This is a genomic window from Pantoea sp. XAF26B01_ASV70 (assembly GCF_054512635.1).
The window spans coordinates 263,494-277,527 of sequence record NZ_CM137251.1 but is presented as its reverse complement, the minus strand read 5'-3'; the positions used below and the strand labels follow the sequence as shown (position 1 = coordinate 277,527).

11 protein-coding genes are annotated in these 14,034 nt (G+C 57.5%); 3 read left to right on the top strand and 8 right to left on the bottom strand.

The genetic code is table 11. From position 1 onward, the window contains the following. Positions 1-40: 40 nt before the first annotated feature. Positions 41-859 (top strand): CPBP family intramembrane glutamic endopeptidase, encoded by an 819-nt coding sequence (locus ACX8ZY_RS01285; RefSeq protein WP_167430559.1) that lies wholly within the window; start codon positions 41-43, stop codon positions 857-859. Here ACX8ZY_RS01285 and rnz read toward each other — a convergent pair. Beyond that, positions 856-1,767, bottom strand: a complete 912-nt coding sequence (gene rnz, locus ACX8ZY_RS01280; protein WP_421665179.1) for a ribonuclease Z — start codon at positions 1,765-1,767, stop codon at positions 856-858. The genes ACX8ZY_RS01285 and rnz overlap by 4 nt on opposite strands. 128 nt (positions 1,768-1,895) lie before the next feature. On the opposite strand from rnz, the gene gorA reads away from it, so the two are divergent. Then, the gene (gene gorA / locus ACX8ZY_RS01275; protein WP_010253414.1) at positions 1,896-3,248 is read left to right on the top strand and encodes a glutathione-disulfide reductase; all 1,353 of its coding nucleotides are present in this window, start codon (positions 1,896-1,898) and stop codon (positions 3,246-3,248) included. Between the two features lie 284 nt (positions 3,249-3,532). On the opposite strand, the gene ACX8ZY_RS01270 is transcribed toward gorA, so the two are convergent. From ACX8ZY_RS01270 to ACX8ZY_RS01250, 5 genes are all read right to left on the bottom strand, one after another. After that, positions 3,533-3,925: a winged helix-turn-helix domain-containing protein gene (locus ACX8ZY_RS01270; RefSeq protein ID WP_236352054.1), complete on the bottom strand. Its 393-nt coding sequence runs from the start codon at positions 3,923-3,925 to the stop codon at positions 3,533-3,535. 1,148 nt (positions 3,926-5,073) lie between these two features. Beyond that, the gene (locus ACX8ZY_RS01265; RefSeq protein WP_022623984.1) at positions 5,074-5,970 is read right to left on the bottom strand and encodes an alpha/beta hydrolase; all 897 of its coding nucleotides are present in this window, start codon (positions 5,968-5,970) and stop codon (positions 5,074-5,076) included. Positions 5,971-6,713: 743 nt separating this feature from the next. Then, a complete protein-coding gene (locus tag ACX8ZY_RS01260; RefSeq protein ID WP_010671501.1) occupies positions 6,714-7,058 on the bottom strand; it encodes a hypothetical protein in 345 nt (114 codons plus the stop codon). A 22-nt stretch (positions 7,059-7,080) separates the two neighbouring features. Beyond that, the gene (locus ACX8ZY_RS01255; RefSeq protein WP_010253425.1) at positions 7,081-8,427 is read right to left on the bottom strand and encodes a cation:proton antiporter; all 1,347 of its coding nucleotides are present in this window, start codon (positions 8,425-8,427) and stop codon (positions 7,081-7,083) included. A 61-nt stretch (positions 8,428-8,488) separates the two neighbouring features. Continuing rightward, entirely contained in the window at positions 8,489-9,691 is a 1,203-nt protein-coding gene (locus tag ACX8ZY_RS01250) for an MFS transporter (RefSeq protein ID WP_010253427.1), read from the bottom strand. 93 nt (positions 9,692-9,784) lie between these two features. Here ACX8ZY_RS01250 and ACX8ZY_RS01245 point away from each other — a divergent pair, with 93 nt between their 5' ends. Next, complete coding sequence (locus ACX8ZY_RS01245) at positions 9,785-10,753, top strand: LysR family transcriptional regulator (protein WP_052270753.1); 969 nt, start codon at positions 9,785-9,787, stop codon at positions 10,751-10,753. A 34-nt stretch (positions 10,754-10,787) separates the two neighbouring features. Here ACX8ZY_RS01245 and ACX8ZY_RS01240 read toward each other — a convergent pair whose 3' ends face one another. Both ACX8ZY_RS01240 and kdpD read right to left on the bottom strand, forming a co-directional pair. Next, complete coding sequence (locus tag ACX8ZY_RS01240; RefSeq protein WP_010253431.1) at positions 10,788-11,291, bottom strand: TIGR00645 family protein; 504 nt, start codon at positions 11,289-11,291, stop codon at positions 10,788-10,790. 54 nt (positions 11,292-11,345) lie between these two features. Beyond that, positions 11,346-14,021, bottom strand: a complete 2,676-nt coding sequence (gene kdpD / locus ACX8ZY_RS01235; protein WP_010253433.1) for a two-component system sensor histidine kinase KdpD — start codon at positions 14,019-14,021, stop codon at positions 11,346-11,348. Between the last annotated feature and the right edge of the window lie 13 nt (positions 14,022-14,034).

Below are 14,034 nucleotides of genomic sequence, written 5' to 3'. Positions count from 1 at the left end.
GCTCACTACCGGTGCGGCGGCGTTGTACCAGGTCTTTACCATGTGGATCATACTGGCTGGCGCGCTGGCCGCGCTGCAACCGGCCCGACGGCTGGCATTATTATTACTGGCGCTCGCCACACTGCTGGGTTTTTATCAGGACGTGTTAGCGTGGCCGGTGCTGCTGCTGTTTACCGGCACCGCCGCTGTGGTGGCACTCCGTATTTATGACCGTGACCATCATCGACGACAAATAGTGACCGAAGCGCTGCTGGTGCTGATCGCCATCGGGTTGCTCCTCCATCTTTTTCCAGGCTTTAATAATCCCCTTAAGGCAGAGGATGTGCAGGCCGGACCGCACAGCGTGCCTTTCAGCTTCGGGTTTAACTTTGATAAAGCGCTTATTCCTTTTGTACTGCTGGCCTGCCTGCCGACGCTGTTTCGCGCGCCTGCCACGCCACCACGCTATCGACTACCCGCCGCACTGGCGCTGATCGCCGCCATTCCGCTGCTGCTGTACTGCGCGGTATTACTGGGCGGATTAGCGTTTGAGCGACATACACCGGACTGGCTGGGGCCATTTATGCTCGCCAACCTGTTCTTTGTTTCGCTGGCGGAAGAGGCCCTGTTTCGTGGCTATCTGCAGCAGCGATTAAAGCAGGTAGTGGGCGGCATCCCGGCGCTGTTACTGAGCGCGCTGCTGTTTGGTCTGGTGCATCTGAGCGGCGGCCTGTTGCTGGTGATCTTCGCCACCCTGGCCGGGCTGTTATATGGGCTGGCGTGGCACTGGAGCGGCCGCTTATGGCTGGCGACCGCCCTGCACTTTGGCCTTAACCTGACCCATCTGCTGTTTTTCACTTATCCCGCACTGCATCATTAGAGGTTAAAAACCGCCAGATCCCAGGCCAGCTCGGTGCAGGGAAGAATCGTCTGGCACTCCGCCAGCAGGCGGTTCATGTCTTTTGCCAGATAGCGTGAACTGAAATGGGTGGCGATCAGCCGTTTTGCCCCGGCGCGTTTTGCCACTTCGGCGGCCTGCAGTGTGGTGGAGTGCCCGCGCCCGTTGGCTTTTTCTACCATCGCGGCCTCCAGCGTGGTTTCATGCACCATCAGGTCAACATTGGCCGCCAGTTGCAGCGCGACCTCAGTAGGTGCCGTATCGCCAAAGATAGCCAGCGTTTTGCCGGGTGTCGCGGGGCCAAGATAGTCAGCACCGTTGATTACCCGCCCATCTTCCAGCGTCACGCATTCACCCTGCTTCAGCTGCTGAAACCACGGGCCGCGTGGCACCCCTTCCGCTTTCAGCCGCGCAGCATCCAGCAGACCGGGTTTGTCATGCTGTTCAATGCGATAGCCAAAACACTCCACCGGATGGCTCAGCGGCCAGGCGCTGATACGAAACTCACCGTCGTCCAGCGTCCAGCCCGCCTCAATCTCAACGATGGTCAGCGGGTAGTCGGTGTAAGAGCCGCTGATCGACAGCGCCGTCTCAACAAAGGTTTTTAATCCCCTGGGGCCATAGACCGTCATCGGTGTGGTCAGCCCGGCCATTGACCGGCTGGTGAGTAATCCCGGCAGCCCGAAAATATGATCGCCATGCAGATGGGTGATAAAAATCTTATCCAGCTTGCCCGGTTTGAGGCTGGAGCGCATAAACTGTAATTGTGTGCCTTCCCCGCAGTCGAACAGCCAGGTTTCACCACTCAGCGCGCGGGTAAAAGCAATAGACGTGACGTTACGTTGCAGGCTGGGAGCACCGCCGCCGGTGCCGAGAAAAGTAAGGTGCATGGTATGCTTCCCTGTAAGCGAGTGAAAAAACAGAACCCTATTACAATCATAGGCGCAAACTTTGCGTCATTTCGACCCGCAGCGTTACACTCAACCCCAATTTTTTATGCAACCGGATGGATACTTCAATGACCCGACATTTCGACTATCTCGCCATTGGCGGCGGCAGTGGCGGCATCGCCTCAATTAACCGTGCGGCTATGTATGGCCAGAAATGTGCCCTGATTGAAGCGAAAGAGCTGGGCGGCACCTGCGTGAACGTGGGCTGCGTGCCGAAGAAAATCATGTGGCATGCCGCGCAAATCGCCGAAGCGATCCATCTCTACGGACCGGATTATGGCTTCGACACCACCGTGAATCGCTTCGACTGGGCCACACTGGTGAAAAACCGCAGCGCCTACATCGATCGCATCCACAACTCCTATGACAACGTGCTGGGTAAAAACAAAGTCGAAGTGATCAAAGGCTTTGCCCGCTTTGTCGATGCGCACAGCGTTGAAGTCAACGGCGAGATTATCACCGCTAACCATATTCTGATCGCCACCGGCGGTCGTCCGGTCCACCCTTCTATACCGGGTGCAGAGTACGGCATTGATTCCGACGGTTTCTTTGAGCTGGACGCGCTGCCAAAACGCACTGCGGTCATCGGCGCAGGCTACATTGCGGTTGAGCTGGCTGGCGTGGTTAACGCGCTGGGATCGGAAACGCATCTGTTCGTCCGTAAACACGCGCCGCTGCGCAGCTTCGATCCGCTACTCACCGAAACGCTGGTCGAAGTGATGAACAGCGAAGGCCCGGCGCTGCACACCGAATCTATTCCAAAAGCTGTGATTAAAAACGGCGATGGTAGCCTGACGCTGCAGCTGGAAAACGGCAGCGAATATACCGTGGATTGCCTGGTCTGGGCGATTGGCCGTGAGCCCGCCAACGATGCCCTGAATATTGACGCCGCTGGCGTCGCGCTGGACGACAAAGGCTATATCAAAGTCGATAAATTCCAGAACACCAATGTGTCAGGCATCTACGCCGTGGGCGACAACACCGGTGCGGTTGAGCTGACGCCGGTTGCGGTCGCGGCGGGCCGTCGTCTCTCTGAGCGTCTGTTTAACAACAAACCGGACGAGCATCTGGATTACAGCAATATCCCGACGGTGGTGTTCAGTCATCCGCCGATTGGTACCGTGGGACTGACCGAGCCGCAGGCACGGGAACAGTATGGTGATGATCAGGTGAAGGTTTATAAATCGTCATTTACCGCCATGTACACTGCGGTAACCCAGCATCGTCAGCCGTGTCGCATGAAGCTGGTCTGTGTGGGTGCAGATGAGAAGATTGTCGGCATTCACGGTATCGGATTCGGCATGGATGAGATGCTGCAGGGCTTCGCCGTGGCACTGAAAATGGGTGCCACCAAGAAAGACTTCGATAACACTGTCGCGATCCACCCAACCGCAGCGGAAGAGTTTGTGACGATGCGTTAATTCCCCGAACAAAATACTATTGGGAAAAACTGGTCATCAGGGCCAGTTTTTTCCTGCAACTGCGCTCAACGAAAATTAATGCGCCCGCTGACGCGAAATGTAAAACCTGCGTTTCTCTTCATATTTTCAACACCCAGCAAGAGCCAGGCTGATTAACAGCGGAAAAACCGAACCGACAGTAATTAAATCCATTTATATATGAAATTATTTAATGACTACCGATTATATTCACAGTCCCGGCCTCCATTTCCACAGGATTATCGTTAGTGAATTTATCGCTGTGTTTAATGAATGTTTGAAGTGATACGACTGCTAAATAACCTCTCCACGCTGTCGCCTTTGAGGAGATAGCCTTTCTTCGAAACTCTCAGGATCACATCATCACTTAAACCCAGAAAAAAGAGCTTCGACTTTAAATTAGACATAACCTGCCAGACCCGCTGCGTAGAAGAACTCAGTCCATGTTTATCCCAGACGTTCTCCATCAGTTCCGAATCCGTGACAACATCGACGGTGGCATTTTCAAAAAGATACTCTAATACGTGCGACATGGTTTTTCTCAGGATGATATCTTCACCATACCCATTCAGACAAATTAGTCGCTTTGTCTTGTGTAAATAAACCACGTTCCCTTCAATAAGATAGCCAATAAAATTCACTTCATTACCCGGTAGCATGATGTTCTCCAGAACAATGATGAAAACAAGATAATAACTTTTATTCAGGTATTTAAAAAACATCCCTTCATTATTTGTACATTACTTTTTAATCAGCCCTGGCCACGCCTTTCCATTGTTCCTGGTCTGTAATAGCGATGCCTCGATGATCGTCATGCATATAACGCTTTGTTGTGTGTTAAAATCCTGACTATCCACCTCGCCACATCGTTAATAAAAAGTAATAATAAATAAGCCTGTTCTGGCGGAGAAGCAGACTGACCTTAATACTCATCCGACAGAATGCAATAAGATGTTGTTGCTTATCATCGCCGACAAGAAAAACTTAAATATTTCTTAGTTAAATCAGAAACCACCGATAAACTGACCAGGATGGATTGCTGTCTGATTTGCCTCATCTTATGCGTAGCCGTTATGAAATCATCTAACGTTAACGAAGACAATAAAGTGGGATTTTTATTTTAGTTCAAAACTTACGGTTTTTATTACGACCATCTGTAGCAGAATCAGCCAAAATAAAGCTTAAAAGAAGAATCGCTTTGGATTGAAAGACGATTGCGTCATCCGAACACGCCCGCTTCAACGCTTTCATTAGTTTTTTTATAATCCATAAGATCTGATATTTCTGGCCAATTTTTGATCTGTATCAACTGGCAATATATCGGTGGAAAAAGCAAAGTAATGGCGGAAAAACAGAAGCAAAAGATATGAGATAGGAATGTTCTTTGCCCGGGAATTAATCAGATCCGTTTGTTTATTAAGATAATTATTAAAGCGTCCTTATTTAGCTATTTTGTACCCAACTAACGGCAAGAGATTGTCATCTTATTGTATACAGAGTCAGAAATAAGCGTGAGTGCCCCTTAGCTCCGTTCCCCCTCGTTAACGTGATAAATAAGAATGAGTTATTAATGCGCCCTGACCTGTCAGCATAGTCCGCTGATATCAATATTGAGGGGCTGGGTCTGGGTTTGGGTCTGGGTCTGGGTCTGGGTCTGGGTTTGGGTTTGGGTTTGGGAGATTTAAGATGACAGAGGACGCAGCATTAACCGGGACCGGGACAAAAGGCCACCTTCGATCTGGTGACCTTGCGCCAGGCAGGGGGAGAACGGATCCCCCGGTGCAGTTGTGCACCGCGCCAGTGCAACTCAGCTCACGCGATCCAGCCAGCGAACATAAGCCTGATCCCATAGCGCCGCTGGCGTGCCCGCCTTGCCAAGACCAAAGCCATGCCCGCCTTTGCTGATCTGAATCAGCTCAACCGGCACACGGTTGCGGCGGCAGGTGTCGCGCATCAGCTCGGTGTTAAACGGATTTGAGGTGTGATCGTCCTCGGCCTGCGCCAGAAACGTCGGCGGATATTGCCGGGTTACGTAGTTCTGCACTGACCAGTTCGCCTCATCCTGCGGCGTGGCATTTTTGCCGACCATCATCAGATGGGTATTGGTGTGCTGATAAGGTGCTTCCAGGGTGATGACCGGATAGATCAGACCGACGCTGTCGACTTTGGGCACCACTTCATCCAGCGGATCGATGGCCGGATAGGATTCAAAGTCCGGACGCGCCGCCGCCAGCCCCAGCAGATGCCCACCTGCCGAGAAGCCCAGCACATGCACCTTGCGCTCAAAGGATCGCACCAGCCGGATAGCACGCTGCGCATCCTGCAGCGGTGCCAGCCGCCCCGCCTGCCACTTCTCATGCGGCAGCCGGTAGCTGAGCACATAGGCGGTATAGCCATTGGCATTGAGCCAGCGCGCGACCGGCCAGGCTTCGCGTCCCATGCCGATCCAGCGATAACCGCCACCCGCTGCAATTAATACCGCTTCGCCATTGGGATTTTCCGGTTTAAAGCGCTGAATCGCCGGGCTGACGATATTTGACCAGGAACCGGTGCTGTTAATATGCAACTGGCCCGATGGGCCGCCGCCGCCGGGCGGATCGTCCGGCCAGAGGGGAATAATGTCATCGCGGGCAAATATTTTGCCGGTGGTCATGGAGAGCCCGAGCGCTCCCGTGCCGAGAATAAAGCGTCGACGCGTAATCATAATGCCTGTTATGTGATACCAGAAGAGTGAGCAAACCGTTGCGGCAGGCTGCAGTAGAATCAACAGATGCAAGTCGGGTGCCATGGCTGGCGATTATGTACGCAATGGCCCCTGAAAAGCCATAAAAAAACGCGCCCGGCAGGCGTAATGCTGATCAGTTAAGCGACAGGTGATAACGCAGTCTGGTGCCGGGCTGGGGCTGGCGGTCCTCGCGCCGCTGCGCGGTTCCTTCACTTCATTCCTCTGCCTGACGGACCGCCGGGGATGGCACATCCTGTGCCGCCCCGCCTTTCGCCCGCGTCCTGCGGGCTCTCCTGGCAGACTCATTCTGTTCAGCGCTGCGGATTACCTGCCCCTGCCCGGCCCCAGCCTGCTCTGAAACTTCAGTGTGTATTGTTAAAAAGGGCACGAGAGTGGAGGCCTGAGCGCCTCTGCTGCTGAAAGGGCTATCCGCAGCGCTGAGGCGTGACGGTGGGCCAGAAGTCCACGCCGGGAAGCGTGGACAGTTCGGGGCCGGCCAGGGAGGGCCGATCCCCGAACGGTTCGTCGGCACGCCGTCAAAGCCGAAGGTACCGCGTGAGCGGCGCGAGGACGGCCCGGCAGCAGCAGAGGTGCGCAGGCACGCACTGCGGCTTGCTCGCCCGGAAAAAAAGCTGCCACGTTTGACCGTGACAGCCTTTACAAATTTAATCTTAACTGATCAGTATTAGCCGGCAGGCGCGTTTTTATTTAATCCGATGCGGTTAATCTTCCTGCTGGAACTGCGCCATCACGGCCTGCTCACACTGCTGTTCGTTAACGCGCAGTTTGGCACGCTCATCATCACCCAGCTGCAGCCAGGCACTGGCCACTTCACGCGCGGACTCTTCATCAAATTCAGGCTGATTCATCGCCGACGGCGACTGACTGCGCGCCACGGTCGATTTCATCTGTTCGACATACTGATCCGCACTGGCGACCTTTTTCTCGCCGCTGACAATGTGGCACAGCTGACTGGCATAAACATTCTGCTCAGTGTCAGCCTCGTCCGCCGCCAGCGCGCTGCCGGTGGCGAGGATGCTCAGCAGCACTATCTGAGTTACTTTCATTCTTAACTCCTGTTAGTTCGGGTTAAACCTTACGCTGAAGGGCTTCAAGGCGTTTCTGACGCCAGTTCAGCAGCGGCGACACGGTGGTGCCGTGGACCACCACGCTGCAGACCACCAGCGTTAACGCCATATTGGTCATAATTTCCATCTGCGGGCCTTCCATACCGTGCGTCCAGGCATAGGCGATGTAGTTCAGACTGCCAATCCCGCGGATGCCCAGCCAGCCAATCAGCAGACGCTGCCCCAGCGGCAGTCCGGCGCGCAGCGTCACCAGCCAGACGGCCAGTGGCCGCACCACCACAAACAGCACCAGGCCAATCAGCACGCCGTAGATGTTCCAGTGCTGCGCCAGTGTGACGCCCAGCACCACCATCATGCCAGCCGCCAGTAAACGTTCAATAGTATCGCCAAAAGAGAGGGCGTCGCCTACCACAAACCCTATCGACTTCACCATATTGTTGTCGCCCTGATGCGCCAGGCGTTTATTAGGGTTCACCAGTGCTTCAGAGGGCAGCACGCGCTCGTCGTCAGAGAGATCGTCCGGCTGATGGCGACGGAATACGCCCATCTCAGCACGGCGTAATCCCAGCCCGGCGGCGAAGGCAGCCAGGAAGCCGGAGGCACCCAGCCACTCCACCAGTGAATAACTCAGCGCAATCAGCGCCAGCGCCAGGAAATCGTTGGGCGCCACATCGCCATTGGCATTGCGCAGTCGGGTCGCCAGCAGGCCAATCAACTGCCCCAGCACGAAACCGATGATCAGACCGCCGCCAATTGCCCAGAGCACCTCGACCGCACCCCAGTGCCCCAGCATCGCCACGCTCAGGCTTTCGCCATTAAACAGCAGCAGCGCCAGCATCAGCAACGGCAGCGCGGAACCATCATTCATGCCCGCTTCGCTGGAGATCGCCACGCGCAGCGAGTCATCATCCTGCGCATCGTTGACCGAGATTAAGCTCGCCAGCACCGGATCGGTCGGCGCGACAATGGCACCAAACGCCAGTGCAATCGGCCAGTCTAATCCCACCAGGAAGTGCGACAGCAGGGTCATCGCGGCCACGGTCAGCAGCATGGCGGGAAAAGCCAGTTTCAGCCCGGTGTGCCAGCAGTTATTTTGCAGCGGCTGACGCAGCTTGAGGCCGGTGATGAACAGCGAGGCAGCCATGGTGATTTCAGTGATGTGCGCCACGGCTTCGGAATGGGTAACAATATCGATGTGGATAACATCAAATCCCCACGGGCCGCACAGCATGCCCGCGATAAGGAACAGACCAAATGAGGTGACTGGCCCCCGGTGAATCCAACCGGAAGCCAGCGACATCAGCAGCAGAAGGCCGCCCGTCGCTGCTGTCCAGGCTAAAAAGTTCATAACACTCCAGATTATTTCGGGTTTATGAATAAGCCTGGCACATTTTTTGACGGGCGAGGTGTCAGTTTTTCAGGTGTCGACTGGCGAAGCGGACCGCCAGCGCGGCTGCACCGGCTAAGGTCGAGAGCGCAACCACGCCATTCCAGCCCCAGTGTGCCAGCGCCAGACTTCCCAGCGCCGCACCGGTGGCCATACCGATAAACACCACGGTAAACAGCAGCGCATTCAGGCGGCTGCGTGCTTCCGGCGCCAGGCCATAGACCAGCGTCTGATGCGCCACCAGGGTGGCCTGCACCCCTAAATCGAAGCCGATGGTGCAGAGGACAATCAGCGCCAGCTGGGCTGGCATTGGCAGCAGCGGCAGCAGAAACATCAGCGCAAAGGAGATTGTCACCAGCGCGGCGCCAGCCTGCGTGACCCTTGCCGGACCGATGCGGTCAGCAAAACTGCCCGCCAGCGGTGCCGCCATGGCACCCGCCGCACCGGCTAAACCAAATGCCCCGGCCACGGCACTGTCCAGATGAAAGCGGTCGCTGAGCATTAACGCCAGCGTCGACCAGAAGGCGCTAAAGCCCACTGACAACAGCCCCTGAGCCAGTGCGGCACGACGCAGCGTCTGATGGTGACGCCACAGGTGCACCAGCGACAGCAACAGGCGCGGATAGCTCACCGAGGTGCCTGGCGCGAAACGCGGCAGTACCCGCCACAGCGTGAGCGTAATCAGCAGCACCGCCAGCGCAGCAATCATATACATGGTGCGCCAGCCGAAATACTCCGCCACCACCCCGCTGACCACCCGCGACAGCAGGATGCCCACCAGCAGCCCGGTCATCACCGTGCCGACTGTTTTACCCCGGCTGCGTTCCGGCGCCAGCGCCGCCGAAGCGGGCACAATATCCTGCGCCACGGTGGCGGTCAGGCCGGTGATAAAACTGGCAATCAGCAACGCGCTGAGTCCACCGGAAAAACCACACAGCAGCAGCGCCGCCACCAGCATTAAGCCTTTGATAAAGATAATGGTGCGCCGGTCATGACGATCGCCCAGCGGAGCCAGCAGCAGGATGCCCAGCGCATAGCCGGCCTGGGTCAGCATCGGCACCATGCCGACCGCGCCGATGCCAGCGTTAAACTGCTTGCTGATGATATCCAGCATCGGCTGGCTGTAGTAAATCGACGCGACGCTGAGTCCGGCACCGGCGGCCAGGGTAAACACCAGCGGCGCAGAGAGCGGTTCATTTTGAGTCTGGGTCTGTATGGCTGACATGCTGTAATCCTCATCATTTCGTCCTGCCATTAAAGCGCATTGCGGTTATACGCGGTAGACTGACATCAGGCAAAACCGTTATACATGGTGCGTATGAACAATCCTAACAGCAGCGATCGCATCGATCTGATGCAGACTTTTATCCGTATTGTGGAGAGCGGCAGCTTATCCGCCGCCGCCGCGCAGCTCGGCACGACACAACCCACCGTCAGCCGCCGACTGCAGAGCCTGGAGCAGCGGCTGGGCCTCAAGCTTATCCTGCGCACCACCCATGCGCTGAAGCTTACCGATGATGGCGAGCGCTGCTACGCCCAGGCGCGGCAGCTGCTGGCGACCTGGCATGCGCTGGAAGATGAGCTGACCGGGGCCAGCGATGACCCGGTGGGTACGCTACGGGTTCGCGCCCCGCACGCTTTTGGTCAGGATCAGCTGATCGCCCCGCTGGTGGACTATCTGCACCGCTACCCCCGGCTCAATATTGAGTGGATGCTGAATGACCGCACGCCCGACTTTATGGCGGAGAATGTGGACTGCGCCATTCAGGTCGGTGCGCCAACAGATCCTTCGGTGGTGGCGATACTGCTGGCAGAAGTGCCACGTATTGTGGTGGCCGCCCCGCACCTGCTGGCGCAGCAGCCGCCGATAGAGCGGGTTGAACAGCTGCGCGATCTGCCGTGGCTGGCACTGACCAGTTTTTACCGTAACGAAGTGGTGTTGCAGAAGATTGACGACGGCCAGCCGGTGAACCTGGCGATTACGCCCCGGCTGAGCAGCGACAGTTTATATGCGGTGCGTAAAGCGGCACTGGCGGGGATGGGAGCCGCGATCGTCTCGTCCTGGGCGGTGCAGGAAGATCTGGCGGATGGCGGCCTGGTTCAGCTGATGCCTGCGTGGCAGGCACCGCCGCTGCCGGTGTGGCTGACCTATCCCTGGGCGAGTTACTACCCGGCCAGGCTGCAACACTTTTTTGCCATGATCAAAGAGGTGATGCCGCAGCTGGCGGGCACGCGTCCGGCCTCACAGCCAGCGGGTCGTTCAGGGGGAACAGAGCGGAAAGGGTAAAGCAGGCGCCCGCCTCAGCGGGCCGCCAGAAAGGTTACTTCGGTTTTTTATCGCTGCGCGACATCTGATCCAGCCAGCCCATCACAAAGGCGGAGAGCACAAAGGTCAGGTGGATAATCACGTACCACATCAGCTTGTCGTTTTCGACGTTGCGCGCTTCCATAAACACCCGCAGCAGGTGGATCGAGGAGATGGCGACAATGGAGGCGGCGACTTTGTTTTTCAGCGAGCCGGAGTCCATCTTGCCCAGCCAGCTCAGCTTCTCTTTATCTTCGTCGATATCGAGCTTAGAGATGAAGTTCTCATAACCCGACAGCATCACCATCACCAGCAGGCCGCCAACCAGCGTCATATCCACCAGCGACAGCAGCAGCAGGATCAGATCGTTTTCCGCAATGCTGAAAATGTTGGGCAGCAGGTGGAAAATTTCCTGGAAAAATTTAATGGTCAGCGCCAGCAATCCCAGCGAAAGTCCAATGTAAACCGGGGCCAGCAACCAGCGCGATGCATACATCAGGTTTTCGGTAAAACGTTCCATACAATCCCACGAATAATCAAACAGGTCCGGGAGTATAACCGATCAACTGTGAAGTTATTTCAGCCCTTCGTCAGAAATTTCAGGGACCGGCGGCAGCGGCAGCGAGAGGCGAAATGCCGCGCCCCCTTCGGCCCTGTTCTCTGCCCAGATCTGACCGCCGTGGCTCTCGATAATGGTTTTACAGATTGCCAGACCCAGCCCGACGCCCGGCACCGCCGACTCTTTGTCGCCCCGCCAGAATTTATCGAATATCCGGCTTAAATCGTCTTCGGCAATGCCCGGTCCGCTATCCCAGACCGAGATCTCCAGCCGTGACGCCGCACGCCAGGCGCGAATGCCGCGTGGTGCGCTGTTACCGGCATACTTCAGGCTGTTCTCAATCAGGTTGGTGAAGACCCGCTCCAGCAGCGTGCTGTCGCCTTTGATCAGCACGATGTCGTCCGGCAGATCGAGCCGGACCTCATGCCCTTTCAGTGATGGTGCCATGCTGCTCAGCGCCCCGCCGACCACCTCTTCCAGCGCCAGCCACTCCTCACGCAGATTGAGGCCGCCCGACTGAATGCGCGCCATATCCAGCATGTTGCTCACCAACCGGATGGTGCTCAGCGTCTGCTCGCGGATCTGACTGGCCTGCGGCACATATTTTGAGTTGTCGCTGGCCAGGTCAAGCATCAGCATTTCCGCCTGACCAAACAGCACGGTCAGTGGGGTGCGCAGGTCGTGGGACAGCGCCGACAGCAGCGCATTGCGCAGCTGTTCACGCTCCGCCGAGAGCCGGGACGCCGCCTCGCTATGCGACAGCGCCATCCGTTCCAGTGCGTTAGCAATCAGCACCGTAAAGGTTTCCACCAGCCGCTGCTGCTCGGGGATCATCAGCTGACGCAGGTTCTGCGGCTCCACCACCAGCAAACCCCGGCAGTGCGCGCCACTTTTCAGCGGCAGGATCTGATAAGGCACCGCCGGTAAGGTATCAGTGCCCGCACCCGCAGGCTGGCCTTTGCTGTAACTCCATTTAGCAATCGCGCGATCCGGCTCGCTGGCCGGTAACGCATCGCCCACCGGTTGCAGTTCGCCCTGCTCATCCGGTAGCAGCAGCAGGCAGCGCGCCTGTAACGTGGCATCCAGCACCCGCTGGCTGGTGGCGGCGATATCCTGCGGCGTTAACGCACTGCCCAGCGATTTCGCCATCTCATAGAGCTGGCGCGCCCGCTGCTCGCGGTAGCGCGCCACCCGCGCCTGATAACGCACGCCTGCCGTGAGATTGCCGACGATTACGCCCACCGCCAGCATCACGCCAAAGGTCACCAGATATTGCAGATCGGAGACCGCCACCGTGCCGGTGGGGGCAACAAAGAAGAGGTCAAAGGCGACGATATTCATCACCGTGGCGATCACCGACGGCCAGCGGCCATAGCGCAGCGCCACGATCACCACCGCCAGCAGATAGATCATCACGCAGTTGGCGGGATCGAAACCGATCAGCACCGACTGCCCGGCGGCGGTTACAAGAATACAGAGCACCAGCGCCATCATTACGCCGCGCAGCTGAATACGCCATTTTTCGCTGGTGACGCGGCCATCCGGCAGCGGATGCGGCGCATCCTTCAGCGGCTCATCCAGCGCCACCACCAGCAGATCGAGATCCGGCCCCAGCTGGCCGAGCCGTTCGGCAAAGCTGTCACGCCGCCAGCGCCGCAGCGGGCGACGACCGGTGACAATTTTGCCCAGATTGTGCGCGCGGGCGTAACCCAGTACCGCTTCGGCTTCATCGGGCTCAGAGAGAGTCGCGGTTTCCGCGCCCAGCTCCTGCGCCAGCTGTAACGTACGCAGAATCGCCCGTCGCCGCGCTTCCGGCAGCCGGTGCAGCCGGGGCGTTTCGACATAGACCGCGTGCCATTCACTGCCAAGCCGCGCCGCCAGTCGGGCGGCGGTGCGCACCAGCTTTTCACTGCCGCTGTCGTCGCCAATGCAGAGCAGAATGGCGTCGCGGGTGTGCCAGACGCGCTCCCGTCCCTGCTGATCGCGCCAGGCGCGCATCTGATCATCCACCCGATCGGCGGTACGACGCAGGGCCAGCTCACGCAGGGCGAACAGGTTACCTTTGCGGAAAAAGTTTTCGATGGCGCGTTCCGCGCGGTCGCCAATATAGACTTTGCCCTCTTTCAGCCGCTGCCGCAGATCGTCGGGCGGCAGATCGACCAGCACCACTTCGTCGGCGCTGTCGAAAAAGGGATCGGGCACGGTTTCGCGCACCTGAATGCCGGTGACGCCGCCTACCACATCATTGAGGCTCTCAAGATGCTGTACGTTGACGGTGGTCAGTACATCGATGCCCGCTTCCAGCAGCTCCTCAATATCCTGCCAGCGCTTGGGATGGCGCGAGCCCTGCACGTTGGTATGCGCCAGCTCATCCATCAGGATCACCGCCGGATGGCGAGCCAGCGCGGCATCAAGATCAAACTCCGCATGACGCGAGCGGCCGGTTGCGCGACGCGGCAGCAGAGTTAACCCTGTCAGCAGCTGTGCGGTTTCCGGCCGGTCATGGGTCTCTACCACGCCGATTAAGACATCCAGACCCTGCGCGCGCAGCCGCTGTGCCTCCTGCAGCATGGCATAGGTTTTACCCACGCCCGCACAGGCACCAAAGTAAATTTTCAGCTGCCCGCGATGACTTTCGCGATTAGCCTGCAGTAGCGCGTCGGGATCGGGACGCTGGGGTTCGTGGTTCATCGCTTCCTTAACA

Excerpts from the sequence above, each read along its gene's own strand:
- ACX8ZY_RS01255 (WP_010253425.1), bottom strand. The coding sequence starts at position 8,427 with ATGAACTTTTTAGCCTGGACAGCAGCGACGGGCGGCCTTCTGCTGCTG.
- kdpD (WP_010253433.1), bottom strand. The coding sequence starts at position 14,021 with ATGAACCACGAACCCCAGCGTCCCGATCCCGACGCGCTACTGCAGGCT.
- ACX8ZY_RS01240 (WP_010253431.1), bottom strand. The coding sequence starts at position 11,291 with ATGGAACGTTTTACCGAAAACCTGATGTATGCATCGCGCTGGTTGCTG.
- gorA (WP_010253414.1), top strand. The coding sequence starts at position 1,896 with ATGACCCGACATTTCGACTATCTCGCCATTGGCGGCGGCAGTGGCGGC.
- ACX8ZY_RS01270 (WP_236352054.1), bottom strand. The coding sequence starts at position 3,925 with ATGCTACCGGGTAATGAAGTGAATTTTATTGGCTATCTTATTGAAGGG.
- rnz (WP_421665179.1), bottom strand. The coding sequence starts at position 1,767 with ATGCACCTTACTTTTCTCGGCACCGGCGGCGGTGCTCCCAGCCTGCAA.
- ACX8ZY_RS01265 (WP_022623984.1), bottom strand. The coding sequence starts at position 5,970 with ATGATTACGCGTCGACGCTTTATTCTCGGCACGGGAGCGCTCGGGCTC.
- ACX8ZY_RS01285 (WP_167430559.1), top strand. The coding sequence starts at position 41 with ATGTGGATCATACTGGCTGGCGCGCTGGCCGCGCTGCAACCGGCCCGA.
- ACX8ZY_RS01250 (WP_010253427.1), bottom strand. The coding sequence starts at position 9,691 with ATGTCAGCCATACAGACCCAGACTCAAAATGAACCGCTCTCTGCGCCG.
- ACX8ZY_RS01245 (WP_052270753.1), top strand. The coding sequence starts at position 9,785 with ATGAACAATCCTAACAGCAGCGATCGCATCGATCTGATGCAGACTTTT.
- ACX8ZY_RS01260 (WP_010671501.1), bottom strand. The coding sequence starts at position 7,058 with ATGAAAGTAACTCAGATAGTGCTGCTGAGCATCCTCGCCACCGGCAGC.